Origin of the sequence: Oceanimonas doudoroffii, assembly GCF_002242685.1 — a bacterium.
GTDB classification, from domain to species: domain Bacteria; phylum Pseudomonadota; class Gammaproteobacteria; order Enterobacterales; family Aeromonadaceae; genus Oceanimonas; species Oceanimonas doudoroffii.
In genome coordinates this window covers 190400-209031 of sequence record NZ_NBIM01000004.1, presented here as the reverse complement: position 1 = coordinate 209031, position 18632 = coordinate 190400, and the positions used below count along the sequence as shown (strand labels likewise).

The window sequence follows — 18632 nt, the reverse complement described above, 5'->3', positions numbered from 1 at the left end:
GTATTTGTTTGTAAAAAAACGAAAAATTCCTTTAGTATTGCAAGGTTTTTGCAACAAAGGAGTGCACGTGTGAGCAAGCAAAAAATCGCGATTTTGGGCGCCGGACCCAGTGGTCTGGCACAGTTGAGAGCGTTTGAAGCGGCTCGCAGGGCAGGGGTGCAGAACCTGCCGGAAATCGTTTGTTTTGAAAAGCAAAGTGATATCGGCGGCATGTGGAACTACACATGGCGCACGGGACTGGATAAGAACGGCGAGCCGGTTCATGGCAGCATGTATCGGTATTTGTGGTCCAATGGCCCGAAAGAGTGTCTGGAGTTTGCCGACTATTCCTTTGACGAGCACTTTGGCCGGGCCATTCCTTCCTACCCGCCGCGGGCCGTGCTGAAAGACTACATCATGGGTCGTATCGACAAGCAGGCCATTTCCAAATACGTCCGTTTTGAGTGTCCGGTGCGTTGGGTCAGCCATGACGACCGCACCGGCAAGTTCACCGTCACCGTGATGAACCACAAGACCGGTGAGCAGGAAAGCGACGAATTCGACTATGTGGTGGTGGCCACCGGCCACTTCTCCACCCCCAACATGCCTTACTTTGAAGGCGTGGAGCAGTTCCCGGGCCGAGTGCTGCATGCCCATGACTTCCGTGACGCCTTGGAATTCAAGGACAAGAACGTGCTGCTGGTGGGTGCCAGCTACTCGGCGGAAGACATCGGCTCCCAGTGCTACAAGTACGGCGCCAAATCGGTGACCATCAGCTATCGCAGCAACCCGCTGGGCTTTGACTGGCCAGAGGGCATGGAAGAACGGCCGCTGCTGGCCCACTTCGATGGCAACACCGGCTATTTTGCCGACGGCTCCACCAAGGAGTTTGACGCCATCATCATGTGCACCGGCTACCTGTTTCACTTTCCGTTTCTGCCGGACGCGCTGCGGCTCAAGACCCATAACTGCCTGTATCCGGACAACCTGTACAAGGGTATTTTCTACCAGCACAACCCGAAGATGATCTATCTGGGCATGCAGGATCAGTATTTCACCTTCAACATGTTCGACGCCCAGGCCTGGTATGCTCGCGATGTGATCCTCGGCAAAATTACCCTGCCGGAAGCGGAGGAGCGCCGCCAGGACATGGCCCACTGGCTGGATCGCCATGAGCGGCTGGGTGGCTGCTGCGACGCCATCGACTTTCAGGCCAGCTACATTCGCGATCTGCTCGGCCCCACCGACTACCCCGAATTCAGGGTGGAAGATCAGGCCGCCTTGCTCAAGGAGTGGCAGCAGGACAAGCAGGCCGGCATCATGAACTTTCGCGAGCAGTGCTATCGCTCTACCGTAACCGGCACCATGGCGACCCGCCTGCCGGCCAGCTGGCTGGAGATCAAGGACGACTCGCTGGAAAGCTTTATGTCCCTCGACTTTATTGAGAACAAGCGTTTCGACAAGGTCGACTGAGGCCTGGCCCGGCAGGAAAAAGCCCGCTTAGGAAGCGAGCTTTTTTTTGTTGCCGGGCTGGCTACCCTTCGAGATCGAGGATCTCATGTTGCACTGCAATAAGGATCCTTGCACTCGGATCCCCGCAAGATCCGAGTGGGGATCCAGATCTGCAGGCCAGTACAGCGTTCAGTTGAACCGGGTGCGGAAACGGCGGTAGTCGCGTAGTGCCTGCTCCTGACTGATGGCGCGCAGGCGCAGCTCGCTGCCCGGCGGGCACTGGGCCAGGCGGGCACAGGCCAGCGGGCTGAGGGTGCCGAGGCGGGGGTAGCCGCCAATGGTTTGTCGGTCATTGAGCAGTGCGATGGGCTGGCCGTCGGGGGGCACCTGCACCGCTCCCAGGCTGATGCCTTCCGACACCATGGAGGTCAGCTTGCACTTCAGGGTCGGGCCAAGCAGGCGCACGCCCATGCGATCGGCCCGGGTGTCGACCTGCCAGGGCCGGTTAAAGGCCTCAAACAGGCTGGCGCCGTCAAATTCGGCAATCTGGGCGCCGGGGATCAGTCCGAGCACCACGGGCTCGGCGTAATCGGGCAGTGCGTTCACCGGCAGGGGGCGGGCCTGACCGCCGCCGGCGAAGGCCAGCCTGTCCCCTTCGGCCAGCTTGCTGCCGTCCCCTCTGTGACCACCGAGGCCGTCGCGTACCACGCAGGCGGCGCTGCCCAGCACCGGCTCGGCAACGAAACCGCCGGCCACCGCCAGATAGCCGCGCACACCCTGCCGGCACATGTCCAGGCTGAGCCGCTGGCCGGCCTTGAGGGTAAAGGATTGCCAGCCGGGCTGGGGCTCGCCGTTGCGGCTGGCCTGCATGTCGGCACCGGTCAGTGCCAGCAGGCAGTCATGCTCGGCAGTCAGCTCCAGCCCGCCCAGGGTGATCTCGACGGCGGCACTGCCCCAGGGATTGCCCACCAGCCAGTTGGCCCAGGCCCAGGCGTGCAGATCGGCCGGGCCGCCCTGAGTAATACCCAGCCGGCGTATGCCAAAGCGACCGGCGTCCTGCACCGTGGTCAGGGGGCCGGGGCGGTTGATGGTGATGAATCCCGCGCTCATTTAACGCTCCTCCATGGGGGTGGTGTCGCCGCCCAGCCGTTCGAATTCGGCCTTGCCGACCGGGGTAAAGCGTACCCGATCACCCACCTGCAGCAGGCTGAGTGCTTCGCTGGCCGGATCGAACAGGCGGGCGCTGGTGCGGCCGAGCAAATTCCAGCCGCCGGGTGAGGCCTGGGGGTAGGCGGAAGTCTGGCGGCCGGCAATGGCCACGCTGCCCGCCGGCACTCGCCGGCGCGGCGTATCGAGCCGGGGCAGTTCCAGCGCTGGCGGCACCGAGCCCATAAAGGCAAACCCGGGGGCGAAGCCAAGGGCAAACACTCGGTAGGTGTGCTCACTGTGCAGGGCGATAAGCCGGGTCGCATCCAGACCGGTGCTTTGTTCCAGCCGGGCCATGTCGGGGCCCACGCTGGGGTGATACCACACCGGCAGCTCCTTGATCGGGACCTCTCCTTCATCCTGATCCGGACGCAACCGGGCCAGAATGTCCGCCAGCAGGCGGCGAGCCTCGGCATGGTCCAGGATCAGGGCATCGAACTGCACCAGCACCGTGGTGTATGAAGGAATGAGGTCAATCAGCCGGGGGCCAAAGGCCTGTTCGCAGGCACGCACCAGGGCGGTGATCCAGCCCATGTTGCGCTCGTCGATATGATCGAACAGGCGCACCAGCCAGGCGTCCATGCCGGCATTCTCCAGCCGGGGCAGGGCACTCACGACAGCGACTCCAGTGCCTGGCGAATGGCCTGAATGGCGGCGATAGACTCCGGGTTGTCGCCGTGCACGCACAGGGTATCGGCAACGAGGCGCAGCGCGCTGCCGTCGCTGGCGACCAGTGTTTCGCCCTGGGCAATGCGCCGGGCTTGCTCGACGATCACTTTGGCATCGTGATGCACGGCGCCGGCCTGACTGCGCGGCACCAGAAAGCCATCGGCGTCGTAGGCCCGGTCGGCGAAGGCTTCAAACCAGAGGGTAACACCATGCTGGTCGGCCAGCTCCCGGGCCGGACGAGGGTCGGCGGTGGCCATCAGCATCAGCGGCAGGCCGGCGTCAAAGGCGGCCACGGCGCGCATTACCGCCGCCAGCCGGTCGTGATCACGCATCATGTCGTTGTAGAGGGCGCCGTGGGGTTTGACGTAATGCACTTGTGTGCCCTCGGCCCGGCAGATGGCGTTAAGTGCCCCCAGTTGGTAGAGCACCATGTTTTCCACTTCGGTGGGAGAACAGGCCAGGGAGCGGCGGCCAAACCCTACCAGATCCGGGTAGGCGGGATGGGCGCCCACGTTCACCTTATGCTTCAGGGCCAGGCGCACGGTACGGCGCATGGTGTCCGGGTCGGCGGCGTGAAAGCCACAGGCCACGTTGGCCAGATCGACAAAGGGCATCACCGCCTCGTCCATTCCCATTTTCCAGGGGCCGAGGCTCTCCCCCATATCGGCATTCAGCAGTAGTTTTGGCATGGCGGCCACTCTCTCCGTGATGGTTACTCTGCCTATCTTACTGTGCCCGGCCAGGCCGGGCACCCCGCTTAGCAGCAGGCTTTTTTCAGCGCCGGCCAGTCAACCCGCTGCAGATGCATGCCATGGTTGCCCTTGTAGGGGGCAGGTTGGGGTGATGACCAGTCCGCCAGCAACGCGGGCTCGACTGCATAGATCTCCACGTCCAGCGGGTTACAGGTTTCCAGCGGGTCGCGTGCTTCCGGTCCCCACAGGTCGATGGACAGATCTCCGCCCGGGCAGCAGGACATGGCGCACAGCAGGTCGATTTCGGCGAAGAACTCCAGGTAGTCTCCCTTTTGGGCCGGACAGGCCTTCATGAAGTACTGGTCGTCGTCGTTCAGGCCGGTGCACTGGAACACGTTGAGCACGTCGTGCACGTCCAGTTCGGTAAGGCCGTAAGGCTGTACCGCCCGTACCAGGTTGGAGTGGCAGTGGAAGTCAAAGTCCTCGCCGGTGAGCAGGCGGTTCACATAGGGATCGCAGCGGGTACCCAGCAGGTCATGTACTCGGCCGCCGTCTTCGTCGACACCGTAGTCGGCCAGGCTGTCGTCGATGATGGTAGCCATGGGTCTCAGATAGGGCAGGGTGGACCACAGCCGATCATAGGTGCTGACGTGGGCACGCTGCAGCTGGCGGGTGCGCGAAGCCCACATCCGCTCGCGAGGGTTGTGCAGGTTCCACATATTGAAATCCCCTACCTGAGGGCCTTCGGTCACCTTGATGCGAAATACGTGACCGGCGGGCACCACCCAGGCCTGGCCGTCGCGCATCGGTACGGTAACCGTTTCGAGCAGGGTGCGCTCGGTGTTGGCGGCGGTGAGCCGGTCGTAGAAGGCTTTATCCACATCCAGTATGGATCCCTTGGTTGCCTGATAGGCTGCGGGTACTTTGGCCATGTTGGCTGACTCCTGTTGATGATGAATTAGTGGCTGGTGGTCACGGCGGCCGGAGTGGCACGGTTGCCCAGGGCCTGCAGTAGGGTGTCAAAGCGGCGCTGTTCGCGTTCGGCGCCACCCAGGCGGCTGACCACCACTATGGCCAGCAGTGAAGCGAAGAAGCCGGGAACCACCTCAAAGATGTCGAAGATGCCGGCCGGGCCGCCGCTCAGCGGCTTCCACAGGGCCACCACCAGGGCGCCGGTGAGCAGGCCGGCGATGGCGCCGTTGCGGCTCATGCTGCGCCAGAACAAAGACAGCAGAATGACCGGGCCAAAGGCAGCACCGAAACCGCCCCAGGCGTAGGCGACCAGCTCCAGAATGCTGCTGTCTCGATCCGTAGCCATGATGCCGGCGATCACGGCCACCGCCGCTACACTCAGTCGGCCAACCCAGACCAGTTCCTGCTGGCTGGCTTGAGGCCGCATAAAGCCACGGTACAGATCTTCGGACAGGGCGCTGGAGCAGACCAGCAACTGGGAATCTATGGTGCTCATGATGGCGGCCAGCACCCCGGCCAGTACGAAGCCGGCGACCCAGGGGTTAAGCATCAGATGGGCCAGATCGAGAAACACTCGTTCGCTGTTGTCCAGGTTGCCGCCGAACCACTGAAAGCCGAACACGCCGACCGCCACCGCGGAGCCCATGGTGATCACGGACCAGCCCAAGGCGATGCGACGGGACACGGCGATGTCTTCACGTTTGCGTACCGCCATAAAGCGCACCACCACGTGGGGCTGACCGCAGTAACCGATGGCCCAGCCGGCCAGAGAAATCATGCCTATCAGGCTGATATCGTCCCAGAAGCCCTTCATGGCGGGAGCCTGGGCCGGCAACTTGGTGTCGACGGGCAGGTTGAGCCAGGTCATCACTGCTACTGACAGCAGCGCCAGGGCCATCATGATGCCCTGCACCAGATCGGTCCAGGAGGCGGCGAGAAAGCCGCCGAGAAAGGTGTAGGAGACTATGATCAGGGCACCGGCCCACAGGGCTGTGTGGTAGTCGATCTCGAACAGGCTTTCAAACAGCACGGCGCCGCCGACCATGCCGGCCGACACATAAAACGTGAAGAACAACAGCATGACCAGGGACGACAGGGTACGCAGTATGCGGTTGCGATCATCGAAACGGCTTTCCAGGTAGTCGGGTAGGGTCAGGGCGTTGCCGGCAGCCTCGGTGAACACCCGCAGCCGTTCGGCAATCAGGGTCCAGTTCAGGTAGATGCCGATCACGGTCCAGATGGCGATCCAGGCCTGACCCAGGCCCTGGGAGAAGATGGCGCCGGGCAGGCCCATCAGGGCCCAGCCGCTCAGGTCCGAGGCGCCGGCACTGAGTGCCGCCACGCTAGGGGGCAGGTTACGGCCGCCCAATATGTAGTCAGACAGGTTCTTAGTGGCCCGATAGAAGTAAAATCCGATGCCGAGCATCATCAGCAAATAGAGTCCGAAAGAGACCAGCACTGCCGTGTCCATAGAGATACCTCGTTGTTTCTTCCCTGATTGAGATCGGTGTGACCGGGGCATGGCCGGGGCGCCACCCCTGGCGCAAAACCTGATGAGAACGAGGTTATATATGTTTTTAATTATCTAAAAGTGATATAAATTCGATCATTATATGAATTTAAGTCATGTTTTATGGTGCGCCCCAGCCTGTCTTCCCTGAAAGCCTTTGATGCCATCGTCTCGACCGGCAGCCTGAGGGCGGCGGCTCAGGCCTTGAGCATTACCCAGTCGGCAGTCAGCCACCAGCTGCGCCGGCTGGAAGACAGCCTGGGAGTCGCCCTGGTGGCCCGCAGCGGACGCGGCGTGGTGCCGACCGCCGAAGGGCGGCGGCTGGCGGAAGGGTTGCGTGAAGGGTTTCGCCTGCTCGACCAGGCGGTGGATGGCCTGTTGAGTAAGGAACAGGGGCAGCGATTGCGGGTGCGCTGCCTGCCCTCTGTGGCGGTGCGCTGGCTGATCCCGCGCCTGAGTGGCTTTCGCGAGCGCTACCCGGAGCTGTCCATTAGCATTCAGTATGCCGATTACCTCTATGCTCCCATCGATGCCGAGGCCGATGTGCTGATCAACTGGCTGGATGGCGAGCCGCCGGCACAGGCCGAGGGGCAGCGGTTGTTTTCCGGGGCCACCTATCCGGTGGCCAGCCCCTTGTATCTGGATCGAGTGGGGGAAGCCCGTCAGCCGGTGGACTTGCTGCACTGGGAACTGCTGCACGATCATTCCCACCAGCCCTGGCAGCAGTGGTTTCGGCACCACGGGCTCAATCCGGCTACCCTGAGCGACGGCGGCATTTACCAGGAATTCAACCTGCTCAGCGCCGCTGCCATTACCGGTCAGGGAGTAGCCTTGTGTCCGCTCCGGCTGATCGAGGACGAACTGCTTCAGGGCACCCTGCTGACCTTGTTCGATCAGCCGGTGAATGAACAGCGGGCGTACTGGCTGTTCCATCATCCCCAGCCGTCGACGGCGGTGCAGGTCTTTTGCGATTGGATTCGGGAGCAGGCTGCGAACGGGGCGGTCCAGGGGGGTGATCCCGGGCTCAGCCCCCGGCCGAGCAGATAATCGAAATACTATTGCCAGCGGGCGTTTTCCGATTATGATATGCGCTCATTTTAACCAAGAGGTCCGGCCAAACGCCGGTGTACTATATGGACTGCTCGCGAAGTTGCTTGCAACACGCTGTTAATCACTCATTTTCCTGCCTTTCCCCGCTTTTTCCGGCGTCCGCCGTTTTGTTCCGACCCGCTCGCTGCCGTGACTATACTCACGTTTCCGGCCTGGCGCGCGTGATTCGCTGATCCGCTTAACCACATTCTCTCAACGAGGTAAAACATGGAATTCCTGATGGATCCGTCCGTGTGGGCGGGTTTGCTGACACTGGTTATTCTTGAAATCGTACTGGGTATCGACAACCTGGTATTTATTGCCATTCTGGTGAAAAAACTGCCGCCTCATCAGCGGGAAAAAGCACGGGTGATAGGCCTGACCCTGGCGCTGGTGATGCGCCTGGGCCTGTTGAGTGTGGTGTCCTGGCTGGTGACGCTGACCACACCGCTGGTGACCCTGGGCAGCTTCAGCTTCTCGGGGCGGGACCTCATTCTCATGGCCGGTGGTCTGTTCCTGCTGTTCAAGGCCACCTCCGAGCTGCACGAGCGGCTGGAAGGCAACATGCAGGAAGAGGAGAAAAGCAATGTCTATGCCGGCTTTGGCGTGGTGATTGCCCAGATCCTGGTGCTGGATGCGGTGTTTTCGCTCGACTCCATTATTACCGCCGTGGGCATGGTCGATAACCTGGCGGTGATGATGATCGCCGTGGTGGTCGCCATGGCGGTGATGCTGGCGGCATCCAAATCCCTGACCGACTTCGTCAACGCCCACCCCACGGTCGTGGTGCTGTGCCTGAGCTTCCTGCTGATGATCGGTTTCAGCCTGGTGGCGGAAGGCTTTGGCTTCCACATTCCCAAGGGTTATCTGTATGCGGCCATTGGCTTCTCGATTCTTATCGAGTTCTTTAACCAGCTGGCCCAGCGCAACAAGGTCCGCCAGGAAGCCCACCGGCCCCTGCGGGAACGCACCACAGACGCCATTTTCCGGCTGATGGGGGGCAAGCTGAAGGCCGAAGACGAGTCTGAAGAAGCGCCCCAGCAAACCGAGCAGCAGGGCTTTGTGGAAGAAGAGCGCAATATGATAAGCGGCGTGCTGTCGCTGGCCGAGCGCTCCATTCGCACCGTGATGACGCCCCGCTCCGACATCGTCTGGCTGGACGTGAACGACACGCGGGAAGAGCAGGTGGCGGAGCTGATGGCTTCGTCCCACAGCCAGTTCCCGGTGTGCGACGGCGAGCTCGACAACCTGCTGGGCGTGGTGCGGGCCAAGGATCTGATGGCCGGCCTGAAGGCTGGCAAGACCCTGGCGGAGCTGGCGGAAGGCGGCGCGCCCATTATCGTGCCCGACAGCATCAGCGTGATCCGACTGCTCAACGTGCTGCGCGACGCCCGCGGCAACATGGTGCTGGTGAACGATGAGTTCGGCACCGTGCAGGGTCTGGTCACGCCCCACGACCTGCTGGAAGCCATTGTCGGCGAGTTTCTCGACGAAGACGAGGATCCGGAAGTGCTGGTGGAAGACAACGGCTGGCTGGTCAAGGGCAGTACCGATCTGCACTACCTGGAGCAGGTACTGTCACGCAAGGGATTGGTGGATCCGGATGACGAATACGCCACCCTGGCGGGCATGCTGCTGGCGCTGGCCGGTCAGCTGCCGGAAGCCGGTGCCGTGTTTGAGCACGAGGATCTGCGCTTTGAGGTCACGGAAGTGGAAGACTTCCGCATCGCCCAGGTGCGCATCACTCCGCTCGCCGCCTGAACCGGTGACTGATCAACAAGGGAGCACGTCGGTGCTCCCTTTTTTTGTGTCCGTTACCGCGCCGGTTACTGGGCGAGGATCAGGTCGGTGACCGCCTGGCCAAGCTCCTGGGTGCTGGCCGTGCCGCCCATGTCCCGGGTCAGGGAGAGTCGGTCGCGAATGGCGGCTTCCACCGCGCTCATGATGGTGTCGTGCATGGCCTGGCTGCCCAGGTGCTGCATCATCATGGCCGCTGCCCAGATGGTGCCGATGGGGTTGGCGATGTTCTGGCCGGCAATATCGGGGGCCGAGCCGTGCACCGGCTCAAACATGGAGGGAAAGGTTTTCTCCGGGTTGATATTGGCGGACGGCGCAATGGCAATGGTGCCGGTGCAGGCGGGACCCAGATCGGACAAAATATCCCCGAACAGGTTGGAGCCCACAATCACGTCGTAGAATTCCGGCATTCTCACCAGGTTGGCGGTGAAGATGTCGATATGGAACTGGTCCACCTTAAGGTCGGGGTAGTCTTTCGCCATGGCCGCCACCCGGCTGTCCCAGTAGGGCATGGAATGAAACAGGCCGTTGGACTTGGTGGCCGAGCTGAGGTGTTTCTTGTCCCGGGAGCGGGCCAGCTCAAAGGCATATTTCAGAATGCGGTCCGTGCCCTTGCGGGTAAAGATGCTTTGCTGGGAAACCACCTCGTCCTCGGTGCCTTCATACTGAATGCCGCCGATGGCGGAGTATTCGCCCTCTACGTTTTCGCGTACCACATAAAAGTCGATGTCACCGGGCTGTTTGTTGGCCAGCGGTGACTGCAGCCCTTCAAACAGGCGCACCGGACGCAGGTTGACATACTGGTTGAAGGCGCGGCGAATCGGCAGCAACAGGCCCCACAGGGAGATATGGTCGGGCACGCCGGGAAAGCCAACCGCCCCCAGGAAAATGGCATCGAACTTGCTGAGCTGCTCCAGGCCGTCGTCCGGCATCATTTTGCCGGTGCTGTGGTAGGTCTCGCACGACCAGTCGAAATGGGTGAACTCCATGCTGATGCCGTGCTTGCCGGCGGCGGCCTGCAGTACCTTCAGGCCTTCGGGAATGACTTCCTTGCCGATGCCGTCGCCGGGAATGACGGCGATATTGAAATGTGTTCCCATGATTACCCCTGGCTGTTCAAAGTGAGAATTTAGGCAACCAGTTTATGATCTGCTCTGATAAGATGTAGGCACGAAATGTAATCTTTGGGTTTACGGTTTATGGACAAGCTGCCCGCCCTGGAAGACATCAGGGTGTTTGTCACCGCCGCCCGCCTGATGAGTTTTGCCCGCGCGGCGGAGCAGTTGATGGTGTCTCCGGCCTATGTGTCCAAACGCATCAAGCTGCTGGAGGAAAACCTGGGGCTGGTGCTGTTCTTTCGCTCTGCCCGCGCCATCAGTCTGACCCCGGAAGGGGAAATCGTGCTCGGCACCGGCGAACAGCTGCTGCAGCAGCTGGCGCACATGAAGGCCGCACTGGGTGCCTGTCGTGAAGAGATTAGCGGTGTGCTGCGCATCAGCTGCAGCACCGGCTTTGGGGCGGCATACCTCAACCCCTTTATTCTGTCGCTGCGCGCGCGCTATCCACAACTGGGCATTGATCTGACCCTGGTCGACAGGCCGGTGGACCTCATCGGTGAACGCATGGATCTGGATCTGTGCATCGGCGGCACCCTGCCGGAGCAGCACATTGCACGGCGCCTCGCCAACAACATCAGGATCCTTTGTGCCTCGCCCGACTACCTGGCCCGGCACGGCCGGCCCGAGCATCCCAAGGAGCTGGAGCGGCAGCATACCTGCATCTGCATTCGCGAGCGCAATCAGGCCCCGGCCGCCTGGAAAATAGAGCGCGGAGAAGAGCGCATGACGGTCTCTCCCAACAGCAGCCTGAGTGTCAATAACGGCGACGTGGCCAAACAATGGTGCCTGAACGGTGAAGGCATATTGCTGCGCTCCATCTGGAGCGTGGCGAAGGAGCTGGAACAGGGGCTGCTGGTCCGGGTGCTGCCGGCGTGGTATCAGACCGCCGATGTGTATGCGGTATATACCCGCAGTGTCAGAACCAGCGCCAACCTGCGCGTGTTTATCGAGAGCCTGGAAACGTACCTGGCGGACAACATGCAATGGAAGGGTCAGGACGAACAAACACAAGGTAAACAAAGATAAATGACGAGCACCAATGAATTTGGAAAACGCCTGCTGGCCCTGCTGAAACAAAAGAAAATGAGCCAGCTCAGGCTGGCCGAGGCCCTGGGGGTCTCCCGTACCGCGGTCAACAAGTGGACCAAGGGGGGCATGATCGATGAAGGCAACCTCGACCGCCTGGCCAGCCATCTGGAGGTCGACAAGATCTGGCTGAAGTACGGGGAATATACCAACGTCCAGCCGGAGCAGGGCCAGCAGCAAGCCGATACCGGACAGACCCGGGTCAGCAATATCACCGAGTTACACCTGCAGGAATCGGCCGAAATCGTCACCTGGGAGTGGGACCTGCTGACGGATGAGCTGCAATACTCCGACAATGTGGAAGCCGTTTATGGCGTGCGCCTGAACACCAACGATGACTTCTGGGCCCTGATGAACGATGAGGCCCGCGACAAACTGGTGAACGGCTACTCCAGGATTATTCGTGAAGGTGGCGCCCATGAAATGGACTTTAAAATCGAGCGTCATGGCCAGCATCGCTGGATCACTTCCCGGGCCACCGGGGTCAAGGGGCCCAACGGCAAGGTCACCAAGCTGCTGGGCATCAGCCTCGACAACACCGAGCGCAAGAATAACGAGCTGCGCCTGCGCAAGATGAAGCAGTATTTTGATGTGCTGCTGGCGCACATGGATCACCCTGTGGTGTTTACCGACAAGGCCGGCGAGATCCTGGTCAGTAACCGCCAGGGGCAGGCCGACAGTCTGGATTATCTGGAGCTGCAACGGTTGTTGTATCAGCTGGTGATGAACAACAAGGCATGGCTGGAGCGAGTGTGCGAAACCGGAAAGGGCCGGCTGCAGTTTCAGGGCTGGGAGGTCACCGCACACCACCACCTGGACGATGATCAGCAGTCGTTTCTGATGTTCGAGTTCGAGCAGGAAGCGGGCCGGGCGGCCAAATAATGGCGCCCCGGGCAGGGCGCCAATTAATATCAGAGATCCAGCACCAGGCGTTTGCTGCGGGCCCGTGAGACACAGATCATCATGGTCTGCTGAGAGGCGCGTTCATCGTCGTCCAGGTAGTGATCGCGGTGATCGGCTTCCCCTTCCAGAATGGCGGTTTCGCAGGTGCCACACACGCCGTTGCGGCACATGCAGTCAATCGCGATACGCTTGTCGGCCTCGATGGCCTGCAGGATGGACATGTTCTCGCCCACCTCCAGGGTGAAGCCGGAACGCTGAAAGTGCACCTCAAAGGAGTCGCCGTTGCTGGCCACTTCGCCAAAGTTCTCGAAGTGGGTCTGTTCTTCTCCCAGCAGGGCATTGCCGTGCTCAATCACCGCGTTGATCAGCGGCTGGGGACCACACACATAGAGATGAGTGTTCTTGCCCTGGCGCGCCACCAGTTGCTCCACCGACAGGTGCTGATCCTGGGCGTTGTCATACACATGCAGCCGATCACCAATGCGCTCGCGCAGATGATTCACATAGGCGGCATTGGCGCCATCGCGAAAGCAGTAATGCAGCTCAAACTCCATGTCCGCCTGTTCCAGCTCATAGAGGTAGGACAGGAAGGGCGTGATGCCGATGCCGCCGGCAACCAGCACATGCTTGCAGGTATTGTCATGAACCAGCGGAAAGAAGTTCTCTGCCGGTGACAGGAACAGTTCATCCCCTTCCGCCACGCTGTCGTGCATGTAGGCGGAACCTCCCTTGGAGCTTTCATCCCGCAGCACCGAAATGCGGTAGTGCTCGGGACGATCAGGGTCGCTGATCAGCGAGTAGGCGCGTCTGATCCCCACCTCATCCATGTGTACGGTGACATGGCTACCGGCACGAAAGGTACTCAGGGGAGTATCCTTGGCGGTAAATTCAAACATCTTGATGTTGGGGCTCAGTCGTTCGATCTTGCTGACGCTGACGGCAATTTTTTGCTGGTGCATAACGGTACTCGCTTTATTTCAAATCAGGCGATGTCGATACAGAGGTACTTCACTTTCAGGTAGTCCTCAATGCCGTATCGGGAGCCTTCCTTACCCAGGCCGGACTGCTTGACCCCGCCAAAGGGCGCGACTTCATTGGAAATCATGCCGGTATTGATGCCGACCATGCCGCTTTCCAGTCGCTCTGCCACGCGGTATACCCGGCGCACATCCTGAGAGAAGAAGTAGGCGGCCAGGCCAAAAATGGTGTCATTGGCCCGGTTCAGCACTTCGTCTTCATCGGTGAAACGGATCAGGGTGGCAATGGGGCCGAAGATTTCTTCGTGCACTATGTCCATGGAGTCATCCACATCAACCAGGATCTTCGGGTTGATGTAGTTGCCCTGCTCCTCGATTTCGGTGCCGAGATCCACCAGGCGGGCGCCCTTGGCCAGGGCATCTTCCAGCAGCACATTCATGCCCTCAATGGCACGCCGAGTGATCATGGGGCCGATATCGGTGTTTTGCTCCAGCCCGTTGCCCACCCGCAGTTCGGCGACCCTGGCGGTGAATTTTTCCAGGAACTCGTCATAAACGGCGTCGTGCACGTAAAAGCGGTTAACACAAACGCAGGTCTGGCCGCCGTTACGGAATTTCGCCAGCATGCCGCTGGCCACGGCCTTGTCGATATCGGCGTCGTCAAACACGATAAAGGGCGCGTTGCCGCCGAGCTCAAGGGAGGTTTTCTTGATGGTTGAGGCGCACTGCTCATAAAGCTTGCGGCCAACCTGGGTGGAGCCGGTAAAGGAAAACTTGCTGATCAGCTCATGCTTGGTCAGGGGTTCACCCAGGGTGCGGGCATCGCCGGTGATCACGTTGAAAATGCCGGCGGGAATGCCCGCCTGGGCGGCCAGTTCGGCCAGGGCCAGGGCGGTGAACGGCGTTTCCGAGGCCGGCTTGATGATGATGCTGCAGCCTGCCGCCAGGGCGGGCGCGGCCTTGCGGGTGATCATGGCGGCTGGAAAGTTCCAGGGCGTGATGGCGCTGCACACACCGATAGGCTGCTTGATGGTAGACAGGCGATTGGTGCTGACGGTCTGCGGAATGGTCTCGCCGTAGACACGCTTGCCTTCTTCGGCGAACCACTCGATAAAGGACGCCGCATAGCGGATCTCGCCCTTGGCCTCCTGCAGCGGCTTGCCCTGCTCCAGGGTCATGATGGTGCCCAGATCGTCGATATTGGCTTCGATCAGTTCAAACCAGCGCTGCAAAATCTTGGCGCGCTCCTTGGCGGTCCGTGCGCTCCAGCCGGCCATGGCGGCATGGGCCTGCACAATGGCGTCGTTCACCTGCTCCACGGAGAGGCTGGGCACGGTGCCCAGCACCGACTGGTCGGCCGGGTTGGTCACGGCAATGCCGTTGTCGCCATCAATCCACTGACCGTTGACGTAGCAGGCCTGCCGGAACAGGTCCTGATTGCTGAGAATATTCATCTTGTAATGCTCCTTGATGGGGAAGGCGTGCCGTCAGTCCTGATGTGCACCGGCAACCAGCTTGTGGAAGTGGGCCACACCGTGCTCACTGATGCCGCTGCGCTGGCGGTCGGCCATGATGCGGCCCTGACCCCGGTAACCCCGGGACTTGAGGCCGCGCTGTACGCTCTCGACCAGGCGCAGATCTTCCGGGCGGAATACATCGCGATACCAGTCGACCAGGTTTTTCTGGTATTCGGTCAGCTCTTCGTTCAGGAAGTAAATGTCGTAATGCTGCAGGGTCTCGCCGGCGCTGATCGGAAACTCGTAGATCACCGTCATGAAGTCGCCACCCGGGGGCATGTTGAACATGGTGCTGGGCCAGATCCAGAAGCCGGAGAAGCGCGGATCTACCAGTGAACTGTCGAACTGGTAGGAAGATTCGGACGGCTTGGCCTTGCCGATCTGCACGGTCCAGTTGTCATGCAGTTGATGGTCATACACGTTCACGTCTACCGAGCTGGCAAAGCTGACATGGTTGGTCGGGCAGTGATAGCACTCGATATAGTTGTCGACGATGGTCTTCCAGTTGGCCGGAGTATGGCTGACAAAGCGGGCCGCCAGCTTCAGATCCCTGATGACGGCACAGGCTTCTTCCATTTTCTCGGCCAGGCCGGGCAGCTGTTCCTCGATGGGTTGGGGCTCGCCCCGGGTCAGGTTGACGTAGATAAAGCCGGCGTGCTCAACCACGTGGAAGCTGCTCAGGCTCATGGCATCCGCTTCGAAGTTGTTGACGTTTTCGCAGTTGTTGGCGTGGGCCAGCTGGCCATCCAGCTTAAAGGCCCAGGCGTGGTAGGGGCAGGTGATCACGTTTTTGGCCTTGCCCGACTCACCGCTCAGCAGTTGATGACCACGGTGGGGGCAAACATTGTAGAAGCCGCGCAGCACGCCGTCCCGGCCCCGCACAATAACCAGGCTCTCGCCGATCAGCTCACGGGTGATATAGGCGTTCTTGTCGGCCACTTCACTGCAATGGGCAACACAAACCCATGAGTTTGCAAAGATTTTTTCCTTTTCAAACTCAAAGACGTCGTCCGAAGTGTAGTAACGGGCGGGTATGGTCCAGGCGTTGTCGATATCGCTGTGGTCCTTGATGGAAATGACTTTGCTTGCATTGCTCATGGCTTCTTTTGCTCCCAGTGTAAACTATGGGTTGACGTTTTATGCGGATGTTAGGTCTCCATCCTCTTGTTAGTCAATGGGAATCTTTGAAAAAATTAACCAAGTTAACACTTATTTTTGGTTTTTATTTATAAAACAGTGGTTTATGTGTTTTTGTGTTGTTTTCTTTCGGTTAATTTTTTGTTGACGCACACTGTCTCCATCGCTATCTTTTGTCAACCTTCGGTGTCGTTTACGCGGTGCGGCGGCGTACCCGTGGGAGCATATGGAGTGAGGAAAATGGAGAGGTCGTATCATGATGAAAAATAAGAAATCGGTATTTTATATATCGTTAATTCTTAGTCTTATGTTGATAAGTACTGGAATTTTTATACCTGAGAAGCTGGAGTCGTTTTCGAATGGATCTTTAGGTTTTATTTACAATAACCTGGGCTGGTTCATTCTTGGTTGTGTGTTTATTTTCTTTGCATTTTGCATGTATTTGGGCGTATCAAAATTCGGAAATATCCGCCTGGGTGATGACCACGATCGCCCAGAATATAATACTGCGACCTGGATTGGCATGCTGTTCAGTGCCTCCATTGGTATCAGTCTTGTGTTCTGGGGCATTGCCGAGCCGGTTTCCTATTACATCGATCCCCCTGTCGGTGAAGGGTATAGCGAGCAGGCGGCCAAAACCGCCATGCAATATGTTTATCTGCACTGGGGCGTTTCCGCCTGGGCCTGTTATGCCCTGGTGGGGGTGTCTCTGGCCTTTTTTCAATTCAGGAAAAAACTGCCGTCTTCACTCAGTTCGGTCTTTCATCCGTTAATCGGTGATCGAATCAAGGGGCCCATGGGCAAGTGGATTGATATTATTGTTATTCTTTCCATTGTGATCGGAATTGCAACGTCCCTGGGCTTTGGCACTTTGCAGGTGAACAGCGGCATGAATGCGCTCTGGGAACTGCCAGTTAACATTTCCACCCAGGTTGTCATTATCGGCATTGTGACCGTGGTCTATATCGCCTCGACCATTTCCGGTCTGCAGGGCGCCATCAAGCATTTGTCCAACCTGAACATGCTGCTGGCCTTTGCGCTGCTCGGCTTTGTCATTCTGATGGGACCGACCCAGACCATTTTCAAAATCCTGTTCCAGGGGGTTGGCGATTACGTTCAGAACTTTATCAGCATGTCGTTCAGAACCGAGCCCTACAGTGACGGCACCTGGATTGCCAGCTGGACCCTGTTCTATTTTGGCTGGTGGATTGCCTGGGCTCCCCTGGTGGGCAGTTTTGTGGCCCGCATTTCAAAAGGCAGAACCATTAAGGAATTCATGATGGGTGCGGTATTTATTCCGGCCCTGGGCTCCTTTGTCTGGTTTGCCGTGATGGGCGGCTCCGCCATTCACATTATTCAGAACCTGGGTGAAGTGGCCCTGGCCGAGGCGGTGAAAACCGACGTGACCTCGGCGCTGTTCAAGTTCCTGGATTACTTCCCGATGGGAACCCTGCTCAGCATTCTGGCCATGGTGCTGGTACTGGTGTTCTTTGTGACCTCGGCCAACTCCGCCGTCTTTGTGCTGGGCATGGTCAGTGAGAACGGTAACCCCAACCCGTCCAGCGTGACCAAGGTGATCTGGGGCGTGGTGATTGCGGGCATTTCCGCCGTGCTGATCATGACCGGCGGCCTGTCGGGACTGCAGTCCGCCCTGGTGGCCACCGCCTTGCCCCTGTCGGTGCTGATGCTGCTGATGTGTTATTCCACCTACAAGGGCCTGAATGAAGAGATTGGAGCCATGCAGTCCGGCCAGGGGCCGCTGGACGAGGTGGCGGAAGGCGCCGTGACTCCCTGAGCCTCACTGGCATCTGCCAGATCCCTTGGGGCGGCGAGATTGCCGCCAATAATAATGCAATGCCGGCCCTCGGGTCGGCATTGCTGCGTTTGCACCGGTTACAATACCTTTTCGATGGCGGCCTGCAGCCGCTTGTTCTCGGGCCCGGTAATGCTGGAAAACACCTCGGTCACCCGGCCGCTCCGATCAATCACGAACTTGTAAAAGTTCCAGCGGGGCTGCTTGCCACTCTGGCGCGTGATCTCCTTGAAAATGGGGTGAGCCTGGTCGCCCTTCACGCTTACCGGTGCCGCCATGTCAAAGGTGACGCCGTAATTCACAAAGCACATCTCTGCCGCTTCGGCCTCGCTTTTGGCTTCCTGCTTGAAGTCGTTGGACGGAAAGCCCACCACCTTTAATCCCTGATCCTTATATTGCTGATACAGGGCCTCAAGGCCTTCAAACTGGCCGGTAAAGCCGCAGTGGCTGGCGGTGTTCACCACCAGCAGCGGCTGGCCGGCAAACTGGCTCATATCGAGAAGTTCGCTGGAATGCAGCCGGGGCAGCTGGTGCTGATAAAGGGCGGCGGTATCGGGCTCGGTGGCGGAGGCTGTGTGACACAGCAGCAGGCCGCACAGGCCACAGAACAATTTCTTCATTCGACTCTCCTTTCAGGAATCAGCACGGGCATGGCGTAAGGTTACTGACAAAAAATGACCCCGGCGAATAACAAATGCTTGCACTCGGGCTGGGC

The 18632-nt window shown here is 59.6% G+C and carries 16 protein-coding genes; 6 read left to right on the top strand and 10 right to left on the bottom strand.

Annotated features, from left to right (window positions below; all coding sequences use genetic code 11):
- The first annotated feature begins 69 nt into the window (after positions 1-69).
- On the top strand, positions 70-1452 hold the full coding sequence (locus tag B6S08_RS13210; RefSeq protein ID WP_094201273.1) for an NAD(P)-binding domain-containing protein: 1383 nt from the start codon (positions 70-72) through the stop codon (positions 1450-1452).
- Positions 1453-1620: 168 nt separating this feature from the next.
- Here B6S08_RS13210 and B6S08_RS13205 read toward each other — a convergent pair whose 3' ends face one another.
- The 5 genes from B6S08_RS13205 to putP form a co-directional block, all read right to left on the bottom strand.
- Positions 1621-2541: a 5-oxoprolinase subunit C family protein gene (locus tag B6S08_RS13205; protein ID WP_094201272.1), complete on the bottom strand. Its 921-nt coding sequence runs from the start codon at positions 2539-2541 to the stop codon at positions 1621-1623.
- Entirely contained in the window at positions 2542-3252 is a 711-nt protein-coding gene (gene pxpB / locus B6S08_RS13200; RefSeq protein WP_094201271.1) for a 5-oxoprolinase subunit PxpB, read from the bottom strand. It lies immediately after the preceding gene.
- Positions 3249-3995: a 5-oxoprolinase subunit PxpA gene (locus B6S08_RS13195; RefSeq protein WP_094201270.1), complete on the bottom strand. Its 747-nt coding sequence runs from the start codon at positions 3993-3995 to the stop codon at positions 3249-3251. The genes pxpB and B6S08_RS13195 overlap by 4 nt, the downstream gene beginning before the upstream one ends.
- Before the next feature lie 68 nt (positions 3996-4063).
- Positions 4064-4930, bottom strand: a complete 867-nt coding sequence (locus B6S08_RS13190; RefSeq protein WP_094201269.1) for an urea carboxylase-associated family protein — start codon at positions 4928-4930, stop codon at positions 4064-4066.
- Positions 4931-4956: 26 nt separating this feature from the next.
- Complete coding sequence (gene putP / locus B6S08_RS13185; protein ID WP_169716406.1) at positions 4957-6447, bottom strand: sodium/proline symporter PutP; 1491 nt, start codon at positions 6445-6447, stop codon at positions 4957-4959.
- 156 nt (positions 6448-6603) lie between these two features.
- Here putP and B6S08_RS13180 point away from each other — a divergent pair, with 156 nt between their 5' ends.
- Both B6S08_RS13180 and B6S08_RS13175 read left to right on the top strand, forming a co-directional pair.
- Positions 6604-7527: a LysR substrate-binding domain-containing protein gene (locus B6S08_RS13180; RefSeq protein ID WP_094201267.1), complete on the top strand. Its 924-nt coding sequence runs from the start codon at positions 6604-6606 to the stop codon at positions 7525-7527.
- 270 nt (positions 7528-7797) lie between these two features.
- Positions 7798-9330, top strand: coding sequence for a TerC family protein (locus B6S08_RS13175; protein ID WP_094201266.1), 1533 nt, complete (start codon positions 7798-7800; stop codon positions 9328-9330).
- A gap of 65 nt (positions 9331-9395) precedes the next feature.
- Here B6S08_RS13175 and B6S08_RS13170 read toward each other — a convergent pair whose 3' ends face one another.
- The gene (locus B6S08_RS13170; protein ID WP_094201265.1) at positions 9396-10466 is read right to left on the bottom strand and encodes a tartrate dehydrogenase; all 1071 of its coding nucleotides are present in this window, start codon (positions 10464-10466) and stop codon (positions 9396-9398) included.
- A 99-nt stretch (positions 10467-10565) separates the two neighbouring features.
- Between B6S08_RS13170 and B6S08_RS13165 the strand changes: the two genes are divergently transcribed.
- Together B6S08_RS13165 and B6S08_RS13160 are read left to right on the top strand one after the other, a co-directional pair.
- Complete coding sequence (locus tag B6S08_RS13165) at positions 10566-11510, top strand: LysR substrate-binding domain-containing protein (protein ID WP_094201264.1); 945 nt, start codon at positions 10566-10568, stop codon at positions 11508-11510.
- Complete coding sequence (locus tag B6S08_RS13160) at positions 11511-12452, top strand: helix-turn-helix domain-containing protein (protein ID WP_094201263.1); 942 nt, start codon at positions 11511-11513, stop codon at positions 12450-12452.
- A gap of 29 nt (positions 12453-12481) precedes the next feature.
- On the opposite strand, the gene B6S08_RS13155 is transcribed toward B6S08_RS13160, so the two are convergent.
- Genes B6S08_RS13155 through B6S08_RS13145 form a run of 3 tightly spaced genes read right to left on the bottom strand, consistent with a single transcriptional unit; the run spans position 12482 to position 16065 of the window.
- The gene (locus B6S08_RS13155) at positions 12482-13432 is read right to left on the bottom strand and encodes a PDR/VanB family oxidoreductase (RefSeq protein ID WP_094201262.1); all 951 of its coding nucleotides are present in this window, start codon (positions 13430-13432) and stop codon (positions 12482-12484) included.
- A 23-nt stretch (positions 13433-13455) separates the two neighbouring features.
- Positions 13456-14904, bottom strand: coding sequence for an NAD-dependent succinate-semialdehyde dehydrogenase (locus tag B6S08_RS13150; protein ID WP_094201261.1), 1449 nt, complete (start codon positions 14902-14904; stop codon positions 13456-13458).
- Positions 14905-14937: 33 nt separating this feature from the next.
- Positions 14938-16065 (bottom strand): aromatic ring-hydroxylating oxygenase subunit alpha, encoded by a 1128-nt coding sequence (locus tag B6S08_RS13145; protein ID WP_094201260.1) that lies wholly within the window; start codon positions 16063-16065, stop codon positions 14938-14940.
- A gap of 295 nt (positions 16066-16360) precedes the next feature.
- On the opposite strand from B6S08_RS13145, the gene B6S08_RS13140 reads away from it, so the two are divergent.
- On the top strand, positions 16361-17899 hold the full coding sequence (locus B6S08_RS13140) for a BCCT family transporter (RefSeq protein ID WP_342744148.1): 1539 nt from the start codon (positions 16361-16363) through the stop codon (positions 17897-17899).
- Between the two features lie 98 nt (positions 17900-17997).
- Here B6S08_RS13140 and B6S08_RS13135 read toward each other — a convergent pair whose 3' ends face one another.
- Complete coding sequence (locus tag B6S08_RS13135; RefSeq protein ID WP_094201259.1) at positions 17998-18537, bottom strand: glutathione peroxidase; 540 nt, start codon at positions 18535-18537, stop codon at positions 17998-18000.
- Between the last annotated feature and the right edge of the window lie 95 nt (positions 18538-18632).

What these genes read in the sequence shown, in the direction of transcription:
- B6S08_RS13165 (WP_094201264.1), top strand. Translation starts at nt 10,566, where the DNA reads ATGGACAAGCTGCCCGCCCTGGAAGACATCAGGGTGTTTGTCACCGCC.
- B6S08_RS13155 (WP_094201262.1), bottom strand. Translation starts at nt 13,432, where the DNA reads ATGCACCAGCAAAAAATTGCCGTCAGCGTCAGCAAGATCGAACGACTG.
- B6S08_RS13180 (WP_094201267.1), top strand. Translation starts at nt 6,604, where the DNA reads ATGGTGCGCCCCAGCCTGTCTTCCCTGAAAGCCTTTGATGCCATCGTC.
- B6S08_RS13205 (WP_094201272.1), bottom strand. Translation starts at nt 2,541, where the DNA reads ATGAGCGCGGGATTCATCACCATCAACCGCCCCGGCCCCCTGACCACG.
- B6S08_RS13150 (WP_094201261.1), bottom strand. Translation starts at nt 14,904, where the DNA reads ATGAATATTCTCAGCAATCAGGACCTGTTCCGGCAGGCCTGCTACGTC.
- B6S08_RS13145 (WP_094201260.1), bottom strand. Translation starts at nt 16,065, where the DNA reads ATGAGCAATGCAAGCAAAGTCATTTCCATCAAGGACCACAGCGATATC.
- B6S08_RS13190 (WP_094201269.1), bottom strand. Translation starts at nt 4,930, where the DNA reads ATGGCCAAAGTACCCGCAGCCTATCAGGCAACCAAGGGATCCATACTG.
- B6S08_RS13175 (WP_094201266.1), top strand. Translation starts at nt 7,798, where the DNA reads ATGGAATTCCTGATGGATCCGTCCGTGTGGGCGGGTTTGCTGACACTG.
- B6S08_RS13195 (WP_094201270.1), bottom strand. Translation starts at nt 3,995, where the DNA reads ATGCCAAAACTACTGCTGAATGCCGATATGGGGGAGAGCCTCGGCCCC.
- B6S08_RS13160 (WP_094201263.1), top strand. Translation starts at nt 11,511, where the DNA reads ATGACGAGCACCAATGAATTTGGAAAACGCCTGCTGGCCCTGCTGAAA.
- B6S08_RS13135 (WP_094201259.1), bottom strand. Translation starts at nt 18,537, where the DNA reads ATGAAGAAATTGTTCTGTGGCCTGTGCGGCCTGCTGCTGTGTCACACA.
- B6S08_RS13170 (WP_094201265.1), bottom strand. Translation starts at nt 10,466, where the DNA reads ATGGGAACACATTTCAATATCGCCGTCATTCCCGGCGACGGCATCGGC.
- B6S08_RS13140 (WP_342744148.1), top strand. Translation starts at nt 16,361, where the DNA reads ATGATGAAAAATAAGAAATCGGTATTTTATATATCGTTAATTCTTAGT.